The organism is Clostridium sp. Marseille-Q2269, assembly GCF_943736985.1.
Classification (GTDB): domain Bacteria; phylum Bacillota; class Clostridia; order Clostridiales; family Clostridiaceae; genus Clostridium_F.
Genome location: NZ_CALSFS010000002.1, coordinates 108310 through 125560 on the forward strand (window position 1 = coordinate 108310; position 17251 = coordinate 125560).

Genomic DNA, 17251 nt, shown 5'->3' on the forward strand with positions numbered 1-17251 from the left:
CTGTCCTTATTTATAATAACATAAGGGTTTCTTTATTTCAACATTTAAAATATATAAATAATAATTATTTATATGAGCTAATCATTATTAATTTCTTCTTTATTATTTATATATTTTTTATGTTTACACTCTGAATTAGCACATTCATAATATTCCCCTTTAGCTTTACTTTGTTTTTTCACCATATAACTGCCACATTCTTCACACTTTTCTTCTACAGGTTCTGACCAGCTTACAAAATCACACTCAGGATAATTGCTACATCCGTAAAATTTTCTACCTTTTCTACTTTTCTTTACTAAAACTTTCCCATTTTCACACTTAGGACACTTAACATTTATTTCCTCTACTATAGGTTTAGTATTTTTACAGTCTGGATATCCTGGACATGCTAGAAAATCTCCATATCTTCCGTGCTTTATAACCATATTTCTTCCACATTTCTCACATATTACATCTGTTACTTTATCCTCTATAGTTATTTTTGCAATTTCTTTTTCTGCAATTTCTATAGATGCCTTTAAAGGCTCAAAAAAATCATTTACTACTTCTCTCCATGATTTTTTACCCTCTTCTATATAATCAAGTTTGTTTTCCATGCCTGCTGTAAATTCTAAATCAACTATTTGTTTAAAATATTCACTTACTATATTATCTACTATATCCCCTAATTCTGTAGGTTTTAAAGTTTTTTTCTCTCTTTCTATATATTTTCTATCTAATATGGTAGATATGATTGGTGCATAGGTACTAGGTCTTCCTATACCATTTTCTTCTAAAGTTTTTACTAGAGAAGCTTCAGAATATCTAGCTGGAGGTTGTGTAAAATGTTGACTTTTATTTATAGATTTTTCTTTTAAGGCCTCATTTTCTTCTAGCTCAGGTATTTTTATACTGTCTTTTTCCTCTTCTGTTGAATATTCATATACCTTCATAAAACCATCAAACGCAATTAAAGATCCACTTGCTCTTAATCCATATCTACCGTTTTCTATACTTATAGATGTAGAATCTAAGATGCAAGATGACATTTGACTTGCCACAAATCTTTTCCATATTAATTCATACAATTTATATTGTTGTGGTGTCAAACTCTCTTTAGCCAGTGTAGGAGTTATTTCAATGTTAGTTGGTCTTACAGCTTCATGAGCATCCTGTATATTTTTCTTTCCTTTAAAAACTCTTGGAGTTTTTGGAGCATATTCTTCTCCAAAATTATTTTTTATGTGTTCTAAAGCTAATTTTTGAGCTTCTTCTGATATTCTTATAGAGTCTGTTCTCATATAAGTTATTAGACCTACTGTGCCAAATCCTTTAATATCTATCCCTTCATATAATTGTTGAGCTATAGACATAGTCTTTTTAGTAGGGAAATTTAATTTTTTATAAGAATCCTGTTGAAGAGTACTTGTTGTAAAAGGTGCTAAAGGATTTTTATTTTTCTTTGTCTTCTTTATTTTTTTTATAACAAATTCACCTTTTTTTAAATCGTCTATAATTCCAATAGCTTCTTCTTCATTATTTATCTCTATTTTTTTCCCTAATTTAGTAGTCAACTTTATAATGAAAGGTTTTTTATTATTTTCTTTATGTACCTCACATTCTATAGTCCAATACTCTTTAGGTATAAATTTTTCTATTTCTCTTTCTCTTTCACATATCATTGTTAAAGCTACAGATTGAACCCTACCTGCACTTAATCCCCATTTAATTTTACTCCACAATATAGGACTTATCTTATACCCAACTAATCTATCTAGTACTCTTCTTGCCTGCTGAGCATCCACTACATTCTCGTTTATTTTTCTCGGAGACTTTATTGCCTTTTTTATAGCTGTCTTAGTTATTTCATTAAATTCTATTCTGCACTCAGAATCTTCATCTATTTTTAAAACATGAGCTAAGTGCCAAGAAATAGCCTCTCCCTCTCTATCAGGGTCAGTTGCCAAATATACTTTTGAACTTTTTTTAGCTTCTTTTCTAAGCTTATCTAAAAGCTCACCTTTCCCTCTTATTGTTATATATTTAGGTTCATAATCGTTTTCTATATCAACACCTAATTGACTTTTAGGTAAATCTCTTACATGTCCCATTGATGCCTCAACTATATAGTTTTTTCCTAAATACTTCTTTATGGTCTTAGCTTTTGCCGGTGATTCTACTATTACTAAATTTTGTCCCATTTTTTGTACCATTTTATTTCTCTGGTAAAACTAGTAACCAGAGTCACACCCCCTTACCTTATATATTAATTTACTTACACCTTTTCTACGGCTATAATATTTTTATTAAATCTTAGTGAAAACTAGACATTAATTTAATATCTATAAACAGTTTTTTATAATATTTATATATCTCAATAAACACTTTTATGTGTAATATATAAACTCTATATTTATATATATTAGTCTATCCATTAGGATTTAACATAATAGTTCCCAGCTAAACAAATTATTTGTTTTTTTAGCTGCAATTCAAATAATACCTCATATAAATGTTTTATGTCAATATCCATTAACTTTAATATATCATCTATATGCTTAGGTTCATGACTTAATATGTTGTAGACTTTTCCTTGCATACTGTCCTTTAACGCCACATCATTATTCTTATTATTTCTTTTTATTTTTTCTATACCCATATAATTTAATATATCTTCCACTGTTGTAAATACATAGGCACCTTCTTTTATAATCTTGTTTGTACCTATACTTTCACTGGAAAATATAGAACCTGGAACTGCAACTACATCTTTTCCTTGTTCCAATGCTATTTCTGTTGTTATTAAAGATCCACTTTTTTCTCCTGCTTCTACAACTATTACTATATCACTTAAACCACTAATTATTCTATTTCTTCTAGGAAAATTGTAGGAAAATGGCGGTGTTCCTGGTAAAAATTCAGATATTATACATCCATCATCACTTATAATATTATATATTTTTTTATTTTGCTTTGGATATACAACATCAATACCACTACCTAAAACTGCTGTAGTAAATCCTTTATTTTCTATACAATAAAAATGAGAATAATAATCTATACCCTTTGCCATTCCGCTTACTATCATTATATTGTTGTCTGTTAAAGCTTCACTTATAATTTTTGTTACTTTCATACCATAGACAGAACATTTTCTAGAGCCTACAATAGCTGCACTTTTAAGAATATTTAATTTTTCTATATTTCCCTTGTAAAATAATACAGCCGGAGCATCATCATAGTTTCTTAACTTAGATGGATATAAATTTTCCATATAATTTATTATCTTGATGTTCCCTTGTAACATCTTCTGTTTCATATCCTTTATTTTTTCTCTATTAATGGCCATTTTAAAATTATTTATAACTTTAATTATATTAGGATTTATACTTTCTTCGCATTTAAAATTTATCACATAGTCAAATATATTTGATACGCATTTAAACTCTTGTAGTAACTTTGTTTTTATGTTATTTGAAACCTTTGCACTGGCATACCATAAATTTAATTCTATCATCTTATCACCTTTTTACAATTTTATTCTTAAATTGTGGTCAAATATTATTTTTTTATTCACTTTTATAATTAAAAAAATAAATATTTTAAATTACTTATATATTTAGTTCAACTAGTCAATAATCTATATAACATAAATTTATATTAATAAAAATGTATTATATTTACGAGGTGATTTTTTTGACTAGTAAAGTCATTACAGCTACTTTAAATGGAGCCTGCTGTAATTTAATATCTGTAGAAGTAGATATTAGTCATGGACTTCCTTCATTTAATATAGTTGGTCTTGCAGATACTTCTGTTAAAGAATCTAAAGAAAGAGTGAAGTCAGCAATAACTAATTCTGGTTATGAATTTCCTATAAGTAAAATAACTGTAAATCTTTCTCCAGCTGATATAAGAAAAGAAGGTTCTTCTTTTGATTTACCTATAGCTCTAGCAATATTAGCTGCTACAGAACAAATCAATAATGAAAACTTTAAAGATTATATAGTTTTGGGGGAACTTTCACTATTTGGAGAAATAAATAAAATAAGAGGAGCTCTTCCTATAGCATTGGAAGCTATGGAAAATAATTTTATGAATCTTATAGTACCCATAAATAATGCAATTGAATGTGCCATTATAGATAAAATAAACGTTTATCCATTTTCCTCTTTAAAAGAAGTAATTCATTATATTTGTTATAAAGATTTACTTCCTTATAAAATTAATACACCCGCTGTGTTATCTAATTCACATAAAGAAAAAGACTTCTGTGAAATAGCTGGTCAAGAAAGCTGTAAAAGGGCTTTAGAAATAGCAGCAGCAGGATCTCATAATATAATAATGTTTGGACCACCTGGTTGTGGCAAAACTATGTTAGCAGAACGATTTCCTTCTATAATTCCTAATTTGAATTATGAAGAATCTTTAGAAGTAACTAAAATATATAGCATAGCAGGTAAATTAGATAAGAATAGTTCTTTAATAACCAAACGACCTTTTAGAAGTCCTCACAGTACTTCCTCCCAAGTAGCATTAACAGGAGGAGGAACTCACTTAATTCCTGGTGAAATTTCTTTAGCTCATAATGGCGTTTTATTTTTAGACGAACTATTGGAATTTAAGAAAGGTGTGCTAGAGGCTTTAAGACAACCTCTGGAAGATAAAAAGATAACTATAAGTAGATTTAATGGTAGTGCTACTTACAACTCAAATTTTATATTGTTAGGCACCTTAAACCCTTGTCCGTGTGGATTTCTAGGTTCAGAAAAGCCTTGTAGTTGTAGCGATTACCAAATCAAAAGATATTTAAACAAGCTTTCTGGTCCTCTTTTAGACCGAATTGATATTTTTACTTTTGTTCCTTCTCTATCATACAGCGAGATTACTAATAATAAAAATTCACAATCTTCAGATACAATAAAAAAAAGAGTAACTATAGCACGAGAAATGCAAAAAAGAAGATTTATTAATGACGGTATCTACACTAATTCACAAATGAAAGGAATTCATTTAAAAAAGTACTGTAATCTAAATAAAGAAGCTTCTAATATATTAGAACGAATATATGATAATTTCAATCTAAGTGTAAGATCTTATAGTCGTATACTTAAAGTAGCTAGAACTATAGCTGATTTAAATAGTAATAATAAGATTCAAAAGGAAGATATAATAGAAGCGCTGCAATACAGAAAATTTGTAAACAATGATATATTATAATGAAAGGTGATATTTATGCATTATTGCAATAAAGATATAGGCTCTCTAGGAGAAGGCATAGCTGCTGATTATATCAAAAATCTTGGATATATTATATTAGAAAAAAATTTTAGATGTAAATTAGGAGAAATAGATATAATAGCTAAGGATAAAAATTTTATTACATTTATAGAAGTTAAAACTAGATATAGTTCCATTTATGGTACTCCTGGTACAGCCATAACTATAAAAAAACAAAATAGAATTTACAAAACTGCACAATTTTATATGTTGAAAAAATCCATCTTCAATAAATTTTATTTTAGATTTGATGTAATAGAAATAATCTTGAACACATCAAATAATAAATATTCCTTAAACCTTATAAAAAATGCTTTTCAAATATAAATTTAACAGGTTTTATATATTAAATATACTAAAATAACCTTTTAAAGTTATATAAATATAACCATAGTATAAATCTTATACTAATTTAATTTTTTATTTAATTTATGCTATTACTAAAATTTAAAAGAATCAATATTTATTATAAGATAAAAGGAAATATCAACTAAATAATTTATTTAATTTTATACATAAGGAATAAAGATTTCTAAGAAGTACCTCTTCTAAGAAATCTTTTAATATAAATTGAATTTTTAGTGTTATCTTAATAATTATTATGAATTTAATTATTTTATTAAAATTCTTAAATGTAAAAACAATATTCCAAATAAACTTAATAAAATTCCTAATTAAATTATATTATTAAGAAAACTCATTCTATGTATTTTAGAAGGTCCATACTTTTTTATTGCCTGCACATGTTCCTCTGTACCGTAGCCTGCATTATGATTAAATCCATACATACCTAACTTTTTAGAATATTCTTTCATCATATTATCTCTAAATACCTTAGCTATAATAGATGCTGAAGCTATACTTATACTTTTATTGTCACCCTTTATTACAAATTCATTTCTTATATTTAAATTTTTAACAGCATATCCGTCAGATAGAACCAAGTCAGGCTTTACTCTTAACCCTTCTACCGCTCTTTTGAGCACTTGATTGTTGCTCCAAGATATTCCTCTTTGATCTATTGTTTTATTATCCTCTAAAGCTATATTATAACTTATAGCTTTTTCTCTTATTATTAAATTTAATTCTTCCCTTTTTTTCTCTGAAAGTTTTTTAGAATCCTTTATATTAAGTATCCTATGTGCCTCATCTACATTTAGATCCAAGATTACTGCAGCAGCCACAATAGGACCTGCTAAAGGTCCTCTGCCCACTTCATCTACGCCAGCTATTAAATAACTATCATTATATTTTTTATCAAAATGATACATATCATTTATTCTATTTAGTTCTTCTTCATACCTATTTAAGAATTTTTTAAGAGAATCTCCTAATTTTATAACATTTTTTCTAGAATCTTTATTAAGTTTTTCTATTGCATTAATAATTTCATACTTTTTATAAGATGTAAATTCTTTTTTAATTTTATCTGTAAATTCTTTTATTTCATTATATCGTATATTTTCTAAGTTATTTATATCCATAACTATTCCTTAATAGAAGCATCTTTTTCAGCTTCTATATTATCTTTTCCCATATCTTCTGGATCCTCCAAAGAAATAGCACCTAATTTCCCACCTCTAAATTCATCTAAAAGAATTACAGCTATTCTATTATAATCTATTTCTCCTTTAGAAATTAGTGCCCCTCTTTTTCTGCCTATTTTATCTAAATTATCTAAAGGACTTTCTTCTAAAGATTCTAGTTTATATCTTTTCATTAATCTATCTGGATACTTATCTCCAAGCCTTTCTACTAATTTTAAAGCTAGTGTTTCTATATCCATAATTTCATCTTTAATAGCTCCAGTAAAAGCTAAATTTAATTGTACAATTTCACTATCTAATTTTGGCCATAGCACTCCAGGGGTATCCATAAGTTCTATATCTATTTTAGTTTTTATCCATTGTTTACTCTTTGTAACTCCTGGCCTATCTCCTACTTTTGCTATAGAGTTCTTAGCCATTTTATTGATAAAAGATGATTTTCCTACATTAGGTATACCTACTACCATAACCCTATCAACTATTTTAACTAAACCTTTATTTTTCATTCTTTCATGCTTTTCTTTTAATAGTTCATTTAATGTAGGCTTTATCTTATTTAATCCTTCTCCTGTTACAGAATTTACTGGTAAAACTTTTATATTGTTTTGTGATAATGAATTAATCCACTTTTTAGTTATTTTATCTTCTGCTAAATCCTTTTTATTTAGAAGAATTATTCTTGGCTTATTGCCGCATATATCTTCTATCTCTGGATTTTTACTAGAACTTACTATTCTAGCATCTCTTATTTCTATAATAGCATCTACCATCTTTAGACTTTCTTTTATTTGTCTACGAGTTTTTGCCATATGTCCTGGAAACCAATTTATGTTCATTTTTATACCATCCTCTTATTTTTCATCTGATAACTAGCATCCATAATTTCACTACTTTTAAAGTAAGTGATAACAAATACTATATCCCTAGATAACATGTTATTATCTTCAGTTAAAATTATACACAAAATTAAAAATCCTATTTACTTTTACGATATAGACTACCGAATTTATCAAAAGGATATATTCTTATAGCCGCTCTCCCCACAACTAGTTTATAATTTACAAAACCAACATCTTGAAATCTACTATCTCTACTATGGTTTCTATTGTCTCCCATAACAAATACTGAATTCTCTGGGACTTTTACTTCATTAAAATCTTCCATATAATTTTCTAATATATATTTTTCTTCCTTAGCTTTACCATTTACATATACTTTATTATCATGTATGCTCACTGTATCTCCTGGAACAGCTATAACTCTTTTTATAAATTTTTCTCTAGTATCTGAAGGATATTTAATTACAACTATATCCCCATCTTTAGGTTTTCTAAAATAATAGCTTACTTTTTCTACTATAAGCCTATCTCTATTATTTAAAGTTGGATCCATTGAATGTCCTTCTACGCTTACAGTCTCAAATACAAAAGTTATAATTAAAAAAGCAGCTACTACAGCAATTATTATAGATTTTACAATTTCCATTAATTCTTTTAACATAAAATCCACCCCTCTTATATGAAAAAAAGGGACTTATCTTAAAGCCCCTTATGTTTCATTATATTCTTTCTTTAACTTTTGCTGCCTTACCTACTCTATCTCTTAAGTAGTATAGTTTAGCTCTTCTTACTTTACCTTTTCTTACAACTTGGATCTTTTCAATTAATGGTGAATTAACTGGAAAAGTCTTTTCAACTGCTACGTTGTATGCAACTCTTCTTACTGTGAAAGTTTCTCTTGCTCCACCATTTTGTCTTTTTATAATTGTTCCTTCAAATACTTGAACTCTTTCTCTAGTTCCTTCTTTGATTCTTTGGTGAACTTTTACAGTATCTCCTACATTGAATTCTGGTAAGTCATTTCTTATTTGTTCTGCTTCTATAGCTTTTATAACTTCTAACATTGTGCATTCCCTCCTTTAATTTTTTGACGTTCTTGCCTAAATTAATATAACTCAATATGTATAAGCAGAGGACCGCCCGTACTAGCACAAAATTTATTTTACCATAGTAAAAATCTTTATTCAATATTTTTTACAATTTTAAAAAAATTTTTCCTATTATTTTTTGTTAAAATCTTTTAATATTTTTTTATCTTCTTCTGTTAATTTATATGTATTAAATAAATCTGGCCTTACTTCATTAGTAATCATAAGGGATTTAGCTTTTCGCCATTTTTTTATATTTTCATGATGACCAGATAAAAGAACATCTGGTACGGCTTTTCCTTTATATACAGCTGGTCTTGTATATTGAGGGTATTCTAAAAGGCCATTGTAAAAAGATTCATCCTCGTAGCTCTCACTACTTCCTAGCACCCCGTCTGCCAATCTACATATAGAATCTACTATAGGGATGCATGCCATTTCTCCTCCTGTTAAAACAAAATCCCCTAAGGATATCTCCATATCTATGTAATCATAGCTTCTTTCATCTATACCCTCATAGTGACCACATAAAAATATTAATTCCTCTTCTTTTGCTAATTCTTTAGCTAAATCGTGGTTAAAAGTTCTACCTTTAGGGCCCAAAAATATAACTTTACCTTTATTTTCTTTTTTTACTGTTCTTATAGAATCTGCTATAGGCTGTACTGACATTACCATGCCAGCTCCCCCTCCATAAGGATAATCATCTACTTTTCTGTGCTTATTTATTGTATAATCCCTTATATTTACAGCATTTATATTTAATATTTGTTTTTCTACAGCTCTTCCTATTATACTGTGATTAAATATAGAAAACATTTCAGGAAATAGTGTTAATATATCTATTCGCATTGCCATTTCTCCAATGGTCTTATAGTTATAGTTTTATTTTCTATATCTATATTAGTAACTATGTCTTTTATGGCTGGAACTAATACCTCTTGTTCTCCCTTTACTTCATACACATCATTACTACCAGTCTTTATTACATCAGATATTTGTCCTATTTCTATACCATTTTCATCTATAACTGTACATTCCATTAAATCTGCTATAAAATAGCTTCCCTCAGGAAGTTTTACAGAGTTCTCTCTTTTAATTTCTAAAAGCTTTCTTCTATATTTATTAGCTTCTTCTATAGAATCTATACCTTCTATTTTTAAAACCACATTATTAGGCTGAAGCTTACAAGATAGTATCTTTCTTTCTTCTCCATCTATAAATATTTGTTTTAACTTCTTAAATCTTTTCATATCATCAGTTAAAGGATATACTTTTACTTCTCCCTTTATACCATGAGTATTTATTATCTCTCCTACCGCTAGAAATTCTTTCATATATATTCTCTCCTCTAACCATTTATATTATAATTATTCCCATTTTTCTTTTATAAATTCAATAGCACTAAAATATATTATATATTATATATTAAAAAAGAGTTAGGTGCACCTAACTCTTCTATATTATTTCAACAACAACTCTTTTATTTTCTTTTATAGCCGCTGCCTTAACAACAGTTCTAATAGCTTTTGCTATTCTTCCCTGTTTTCCTATTACTTTTCCCATATCTTCAGGTGCAACTTTTAGTTCAAGAATTACGGATTGTTCTCCTAAAATTTCATTCACTTGAACTTGATCTGGGCTATCAACTAATGCTTTCGCTATAGTTTCTACTAAAGCCTTCATTTGAATACACCCCCAGTTAACTATTTAACAGAAATACCTGCTTTTTCGATTAATTTTTTAACTGTATCAGTTGGTTGAGCACCGTTTTTTATCCATTTTTGAACTTTTTCTTCATCTAATTTTATAGTTGAAGGTTCAGTTATTGGATTATAGTATCCTATTTCTTCTACAAATCTACCATCTCTTGGTGATCTAGAATCAGCAACTACTACTCTATAAAATGGAGCCTTTTTAGCACCCATTCTTTTTAATCTAATTTTTACTGCCATGTTTTTCACCTCCTTAAAAAGTCTGTTTATTTAAAATGGTAATTTACCAAATAAACCTTTTTTAAATCCTTTTTCCATACCCTTCATTTGCTTCATCATCTTTTTAGAAGCTTGAAAATCTTTTAAAAGCTTATTTACTTGTTGAACATTAGTCCCTGACCCTTTTGCTATTCTCTTTTTTCTTGAAGGAGAAGAAGATATTAATGAAGGATTTCTTCTTTCCTTTATAGTCATTGAACTAATTATAGCTTCCGTTCTTTTCATATCTTTTTCACTAGAACTTAAATCTATATTTTTTAATTCCTTGGAATTCATTCCTGGAATCATCTCTAATAACTTATTTATAGGTCCTAATTTTTTCATTTGTTGCATAGAATCTAAGAAATCTTCAAAATTAAATTCTTGATTTAACATTCTTTCTCCAATTTGTTTAGCTTTATCCTCATCTATAGATTGTTGAGCTTTTTCAATTAAAGAAAGTACATCTCCCATACCAAGTATTCTTGAAGCCATTCTATCTGGATAAAATACTTCCAAATCATTCATTTTTTCTCCCAAACCTACAAATTTTATAGGTTTGCCACTCATAGACTTAATAGAAAGAGCAGCTCCACCTCTTGTATCTCCATCCAGCTTTGTAAGTATTACACCACTTATATCTAATTTATCATTAAAATTATTGGCTACATTTACAGCGTCTTGACCTGTCATAGCATCTACTACTAATAATATATCATTTGGATTTACTTCTTCTTTTATATTATAAAGCTCATCCATAAGTTCTTCATCTATATGAAGTCTACCTGCTGTATCTATTATAACTACATTATTTTTATTATTTTTAGCATGCTCTATAGCTGCTTTTGATATATCTACTGGGCTTAGTTTGTCTCCCATAGTAAACACTGGAATATCAATTTGTTTCCCAACTACTTGAAGTTGTTTTATAGCTGCTGGTCTGTATACGTCACAGGCTACAAGTAAAGGTCTTTTATTTCTTTTTCTAAGGTGAAGAGCAAGTTTTCCTGCCATGGTAGTTTTTCCTGCACCTTGAAGGCCTACAAGCATTATAACTGTTAGTCCTGAAGTGGAAGAATTCAAAGCACTTTCTGTGCTACCCATAAGCTCTGTTAACTCTTCATTTACTATCTTTATAACCTGTTGACCTGGTGTTAAACTTTCAAGCACTTCATTACCCATACATTTTTCAGTTACACTTTTTATAAAGTTTTTAACAACTTTATAGTTAACATCTGCTTCTAACAATGCAAGTTTAACTTCTCTCATGGCTTCTTTTATATCTTTTTCTGAAAGCTTACCTTTACCTCTAAGCTTCTTTAAAGCATCTTGAAGTTTAGAAGCTAATCCATCAAAGGCCATTATAATCAACTCCTAAATATTATCAATTATATATTTTTTTATATGATTAATTTCTTCAATATTATCTTTTATTATCTTATCTAACATATTTAATAGTTTTTCTTTTGAATCTTCTAATTTTATAAATCTCTCCATCATATGAAGCTTTCTTTCATATTGAACAAGAGTTTTATGACATCTTTTTACTATGTCGTGTACTGCTTGCCTACTGGTGTTAGTTAGTTCTGATATTTCTTTTAATGAGTAATCATTGTTATAGTATAAGTCCATAATTTTATTTTGCTTTTCTGTAAGTAAACTACCATAGAAATCTAGTAGTAAGGACATTTCCACTATTTCTTCCATAAAATATCACAGATTTTAATCTAACTCCCTCTAATTATTTTTTAAATGATTTTATAATATACTTTGGAACATATTAATATTTAAAAATTATTTCACATACATCTTAAAATCATGTTAATTTTAAAAATCATCTTTTGTTACTATTACCGACGAATTATATAATATCAAAATTTTAAAAAGCTGTCAAGTATTTTTACTTAACAGCTTTAATATTATTATTTTTATATTATACATTAAATGTAAACCAATATTCATTTTATATTTAATACATATTATGATAAAAATTAAATTTTAAATTATTTTACTATTAAAATAATGCTTCTACAAACTCTTCAGGACTAAATTCCTGTAAATCATCTATTCCTTCTCCAACTCCTATAAGTTTTACTGGTATATCAAGTTGGTCTTTTATAGATATTACTACTCCTCCCTTTGCTGTTCCATCTAATTTTGTAAGTATTATGCCATGTATAGGACAAGCTGACATGAATTCTTTAGCTTGTATAACAGCATTTTGACCTGTGGTAGCATCCAAAACTAACAATGTTTCTTTAGATGCTTCTTTATATTCTCTTTCTAGTATTTTATTTATTTTTGAAAGCTCATTCATTAAATTCTTTTTGTTATGTAATCTTCCTGCAGTGTCACATATTAGCACATCGGCTTTTCTTGATTTAGATGCTTGAACTGCATCAAAAACCACTGCTCCTGGATCAGAACCCTCTTGATGTTTTATTATATCTACTTTAGCTCTACTACTCCATACCTCTAATTGATCTATAGCAGCTGCTCTAAAGGTATCTGCTGCAGCCATTACGACTTTATATCCTTGTTTTTTTAATTTTGCTGAAACTTTTCCTATGGATGTAGTTTTTCCTACACCATTAACCCCAATTATAAGCATAACTTTTGGAGTAGAATCTGGTGTTATAGATCCTTTTTCTTTTCCTAATATATCTAATATGACCTTCTTAAGACAAGGTTTAATTTCTGCAGGATCCTTTATTTTCTCTTCTTTTACTCGTTCTCTTAATCTATCTATAATTTTTATAGAAGTATCTACTCCTATATCAGCAGTAACTAGTATTTCCTCTAATTCTTCATATAAATCTTCGTCTATAGTTACAGCCAATTTTAACACATTACTTATTTTATCTGTAAATCCGTCCTTAGTTTTTGTTAATCCCTCTTTTAATTTATCAAAAAATTTTCCAAACATTTTATCTCCCCTTCTAAATTAAAGTTATTTTTATTTTATAAAGTAGCTGCTACCTGCTCTTTTGATGTTAAATCCACAGATATAATTTTTGATACTCCTTTTTCTTCCATAGTAACTCCATAAAGAGCATCGCAAGCTTCCATGGTACCCTTTCTATGAGTTATAACTATAAACTGACTATTTTGTGAAAATTCCTTTAAGAAATCTGCATATCTAGATACATTAGCATCATCTAACGCAGCTTCTATTTCATCTAATATACAAAAAGGTGTAGGCTTCATTCTTAAAATGGCAAATAACAATGCTATAGCAGATAGCCCCTTTTCTCCACCAGACATAAGATTTATATTCTGAAGTTTTTTACCTGGTGGTTGAACATTTATTTCTATATTAGCAGTAAGTTCATCTCCATTAGATAGTATTAAATCAGCACTACCACCTTTAAATAATTCTATAAAGGTTTCATTAAAATTCTTTCTTAATTTATTAAAGTTTTCACTAAATACACTTCTCATTTTATTAGTCATTTCATCAATAACATTTAAAAGCTCTTCTTTTGATTTTACCAAATCTTCCTTTTGATTATTCATAAATGTTATTTTTTCATATAATTCTTTATATTCTTCTATAGCTCCTACATTTACTGTACCTAAATTAGATATATCTATCCTTAAATTTTGTACGTGTTCTTTATATTTTATTACATTTATATCTTCTTTTTTATAATTGAGTGCTTCAGCATAAGTTAATGAAAACTCCTCATTCAATTTATTATACAAATTATCTCTTTCTGTTATGTACCTAGTTTTTTGTATATCTTGTCTGTGAACCTCGTCTTCCTTTTTCACAAGAACTAAAGCTAAGTTTTCTTCTTTATTTTTATTTTTCTCTAATTCTTCCTTCAATTTTATTCTCTCAATTTCATACTTTTTAAATGTCTTTTCTAAGTTTTCAAGATGAATATTTACATCCTTTATACTGTTTTCATTTATCTTTATATTACTTTCAAATTTTTCTATGTTTATTATATCCTCATTATTGCCTTTATTTATATTTTTATTTTCATAACTTAAATTTGTAATATTAATATTCATAGAATGTAATTCTTTTTTTATACTAACTAACATTTCATCTAACTTAGCTTTTTCTATTTTGTATTCTATTAATTTATCTTTTATATTCTTCATATTTGCTTCTTCATTTTGAAGAAAATCTTCACATTTTTTTATGTCATTATGGTTCAAATCTTTTTTAAACTTAAGTTCTTCTAATTGTTTTTGTGATATATCTATGTTATCCTCAATTCCTTTTATTTTTCCTTTAGTTAATTTAATTTCCTCTCTAGATATGTTTAAAGAATTCTTAAGTCTTTGTGAGTCTTCTTTTATAGCATTTAATTTTCCCGTAAATTTAGTTATTTCTATATTGTTATAGTAAATTTCATCTTTTATATTTAGATTTGTTTCATCTAAAGTTTTTATTCTATTTTTATTTTCTAATATATTGCTCATAAATTGCTCTATAATATTTTTTGTTTCTTCTAGCTCTTTTTTAGTCTCTTCTATTTCTCTCTTTCGGCTTATTATACTACTTCCAGCTCTATGTTTTATACTACCACCCGTTAGAGATCCACCTGGATTTATAACTTCCCCATCTAATGTTACTATTTTAAATGAATAATTTAATTTTTTAGCAATCTTTAATGCACTATCCATGTCTTTTGTTACTAGTGTCCTACCTAGAACATAGTCTATTATATTAGAAAATTTCATATCATAATCTATAAGATCACTGGCTATACCTAGAAATCCATCTTGCATTGTTACATTGTTTATGTGAGCTCTTCTACCCTTTATTGTAGTTAATGGCAAAAATGTAGCTCTTCCTAAATTTCTCTTTTTTAAATAATTTATTAAAATTTTTGCTTTATTTTCATCTTCTGTTATAACATTAGATATACTTGCACCTAAAGCTATTTCCATAGCTATTTCAAATTCTTTTTTTACTTTTATTACTTCACCTAAAACTTCACAGCCTCCATTAATATTATCTATCTTTCCACTTACTACGTGTTCCATCAAAGTTTTTACACTTCTATTATATCCTTCATAGTGCTTTTCCAAATTTGAAAGCATATGATAATTTGCTTCTAATCTACTATAGGCCGCATTCTTCTCCTTTAGCTTTTTCTCTTTATTATTAAGAGATATTTTTAAAGAGGATATATTTCTACTGTTTTCTTTCAATTTATCTTCTAATAAAACTATATTTTCTTTTAGAGTTCTTATTTCCTTTTCTATATCTTCTCTAGTTTTTATATTTATATTTATAGAATTTATATAACTATCGCAGGAATTCTTTATATTATCTAATTTATTTTTCAAGTTTATTATTTCATTTTCCATTACATATATTTCATTGTTAAGATTTGAAGTATCACTTAGTATTTCTATTTCTTCAGATTTTAATATCTTTAATTTTTCCTCTTTTTCCTTTAATTCTTTATCAAAATTATTTATATTACTTTTTTTTATTTATTTCTTCTCTTAAATAAGTTTCTTCTTGTTTCAAGTTATTTAATTTATTTTCCAATTCTTGTTTTTCTTTTAAATAATTTTGTAATCTTTCCTCATTAGTCTTTAATGTATTTTCTTTCACTTTTATATTATCTTTTAAATTTTTTATTTTTTCTTTTAATAATATATTTTGATTTTCTATATCTTTATTTTTATCCTTATTATAATAATATTCTTCTTTATTCTTGCTATTATCTTTATCTAAAAGCTCTAGTTCATGACTAAGCTTTGAACACATATTTTTATACTGATCTTTTTCATTTTTTAAGTTATCTATATTTTCACTTAAAGAAACCATATTATTATTTATGTTTTCTAAATCTTTTTCTATTTTATCTATAGAATATATCATAATATTCACTTCTTTATTCTTTAACTGTTCTGATAATTCTAAAAACTTTTTAGCTTTAATACTGTCCTCTTTAAGTGGCTCTATTCTTTCTTCATAGGTATTTAATATATCTTTTATTCTTACAAGATTTTGTTCTGTATTAGAAAGTTTTTTGTCAGCTTCTTCTTTTCTCCATTTAAATTTCACTATTCCTGCAGCTTCTTCTAAAAGACTTCTTCTTTCCTCTGGTTTTCCACTTAAAACTGCTTCTATCTTACCTTGTCCTATTATAGAGTATCCTTCTTTACCTATACCAGTATCCATAAATAATTCTTGTATATCTTTAAGTCTACATTGAGTATTATTTATATAATATTCACTTTCACCAGATCTATATAGTCGCCTAGTTATAGTTACTTCTGTATATTCTATAGGCAATTCTTTATCACTATTATCTAATATCAACGAAACCTGACAAAGACCTACTTGTTTTCTATATTGTGTGCCAGCAAATATAACATCTTCCATTTTACTTCCTCTTAAAGATTTTACACTTTGTTCTCCTAATACCCATCTTACTGCATCAGATATATTGCTTTTTCCACTTCCATTAGGTCCTACTATTGCTGTGACTCCTTGTTTGAATAATAATTCAGTTTTATCTGCAAAAGATTTAAAACCTCTTATTTCAATTGATTTTAAAAACATG

At 27.3% G+C, this 17251-nt stretch carries 15 protein-coding genes and 1 pseudogene; 2 read left to right on the forward strand and 14 right to left on the reverse strand.

The features are described from left to right. Nucleotides 1–77: 77 nt before the first annotated feature. Together topA and dprA are read right to left on the reverse strand one after the other, a co-directional pair. Complete coding sequence (gene topA, locus NGI68_RS04440) at nucleotides 78–2183, reverse strand: type I DNA topoisomerase (protein WP_251860586.1); 2106 nt, start codon at nucleotides 2181–2183, stop codon at nucleotides 78–80. Nucleotides 2184–2416: 233 nt separating this feature from the next. Next, nucleotides 2417–3499, reverse strand: coding sequence for a DNA-processing protein DprA (dprA, locus tag NGI68_RS04445; RefSeq protein WP_251860287.1), 1083 nt, complete (start codon nucleotides 3497–3499; stop codon nucleotides 2417–2419). A gap of 179 nt (nucleotides 3500–3678) precedes the next feature. Here dprA and NGI68_RS04450 point away from each other — a divergent pair, with 179 nt between their 5' ends. Further along, entirely contained in the window at nucleotides 3679–5202 is a 1524-nt protein-coding gene (locus tag NGI68_RS04450; RefSeq protein WP_251860288.1) for a YifB family Mg chelatase-like AAA ATPase, read from the forward strand. 15 nt (nucleotides 5203–5217) lie between these two features. Beyond that, nucleotides 5218–5589 (forward strand): YraN family protein, encoded by a 372-nt coding sequence (locus tag NGI68_RS04455; RefSeq protein WP_251860289.1) that lies wholly within the window; start codon nucleotides 5218–5220, stop codon nucleotides 5587–5589. A 347-nt stretch (nucleotides 5590–5936) separates the two neighbouring features. On the opposite strand, the gene rnhB is transcribed toward NGI68_RS04455, so the two are convergent. The 12 genes and pseudogenes from rnhB to smc all read right to left on the reverse strand — a co-directional run bounded on the left by rnhB (nucleotide 5937) and on the right by smc (nucleotide 17250). Beyond that, the gene (gene rnhB / locus NGI68_RS04460; RefSeq protein ID WP_251860290.1) at nucleotides 5937–6746 is read right to left on the reverse strand and encodes a ribonuclease HII; all 810 of its coding nucleotides are present in this window, start codon (nucleotides 6744–6746) and stop codon (nucleotides 5937–5939) included. A 2-nt stretch (nucleotides 6747–6748) separates the two neighbouring features. Then, a complete protein-coding gene (gene ylqF, locus NGI68_RS04465; protein ID WP_251860291.1) occupies nucleotides 6749–7645 on the reverse strand; it encodes a ribosome biogenesis GTPase YlqF in 897 nt (298 codons plus the stop codon). A 139-nt stretch (nucleotides 7646–7784) separates the two neighbouring features. Beyond that, nucleotides 7785–8309, reverse strand: a complete 525-nt coding sequence (lepB, locus tag NGI68_RS04470; protein ID WP_251860292.1) for a signal peptidase I — start codon at nucleotides 8307–8309, stop codon at nucleotides 7785–7787. Between the two features lie 58 nt (nucleotides 8310–8367). Further along, a complete protein-coding gene (gene rplS, locus NGI68_RS04475; RefSeq protein WP_251860293.1) occupies nucleotides 8368–8712 on the reverse strand; it encodes a 50S ribosomal protein L19 in 345 nt (114 codons plus the stop codon). Nucleotides 8713–8868: 156 nt separating this feature from the next. Next, nucleotides 8869–9588, reverse strand: coding sequence for a tRNA (guanosine(37)-N1)-methyltransferase TrmD (gene trmD / locus NGI68_RS04480; protein ID WP_251860294.1), 720 nt, complete (start codon nucleotides 9586–9588; stop codon nucleotides 8869–8871). Further along, nucleotides 9579–10073, reverse strand: a complete 495-nt coding sequence (gene rimM / locus NGI68_RS04485) for a ribosome maturation factor RimM (protein ID WP_251860295.1) — start codon at nucleotides 10071–10073, stop codon at nucleotides 9579–9581. The genes trmD and rimM overlap by 10 nt, the downstream gene beginning before the upstream one ends. Before the next feature lie 121 nt (nucleotides 10074–10194). Beyond that, complete coding sequence (locus NGI68_RS04490; RefSeq protein ID WP_003362589.1) at nucleotides 10195–10422, reverse strand: KH domain-containing protein; 228 nt, start codon at nucleotides 10420–10422, stop codon at nucleotides 10195–10197. A gap of 20 nt (nucleotides 10423–10442) precedes the next feature. Further along, entirely contained in the window at nucleotides 10443–10691 is a 249-nt protein-coding gene (rpsP, locus tag NGI68_RS04495; RefSeq protein ID WP_004451027.1) for a 30S ribosomal protein S16, read from the reverse strand. Nucleotides 10692–10721: 30 nt separating this feature from the next. After that, nucleotides 10722–12071 carry a signal recognition particle protein gene (ffh, locus tag NGI68_RS04500; RefSeq protein ID WP_251860296.1) on the reverse strand — a complete coding sequence of 450 codons (1350 nt, stop codon included), beginning with the start codon at nucleotides 12069–12071 and terminating at the stop codon, nucleotides 10722–10724. Nucleotides 12072–12083: 12 nt separating this feature from the next. Then, nucleotides 12084–12416, reverse strand: coding sequence for a putative DNA-binding protein (locus NGI68_RS04505; protein ID WP_251860297.1), 333 nt, complete (start codon nucleotides 12414–12416; stop codon nucleotides 12084–12086). 307 nt (nucleotides 12417–12723) lie between these two features. Then, nucleotides 12724–13635: a signal recognition particle-docking protein FtsY gene (ftsY, locus tag NGI68_RS04510; protein ID WP_251860298.1), complete on the reverse strand. Its 912-nt coding sequence runs from the start codon at nucleotides 13633–13635 to the stop codon at nucleotides 12724–12726. 35 nt (nucleotides 13636–13670) lie between these two features. Then, nucleotides 13671–17250 (reverse strand): annotated as a pseudogene (smc, locus tag NGI68_RS04515) (chromosome segregation protein SMC). Between the last annotated feature and the right edge of the window lies 1 nt (nucleotide 17251).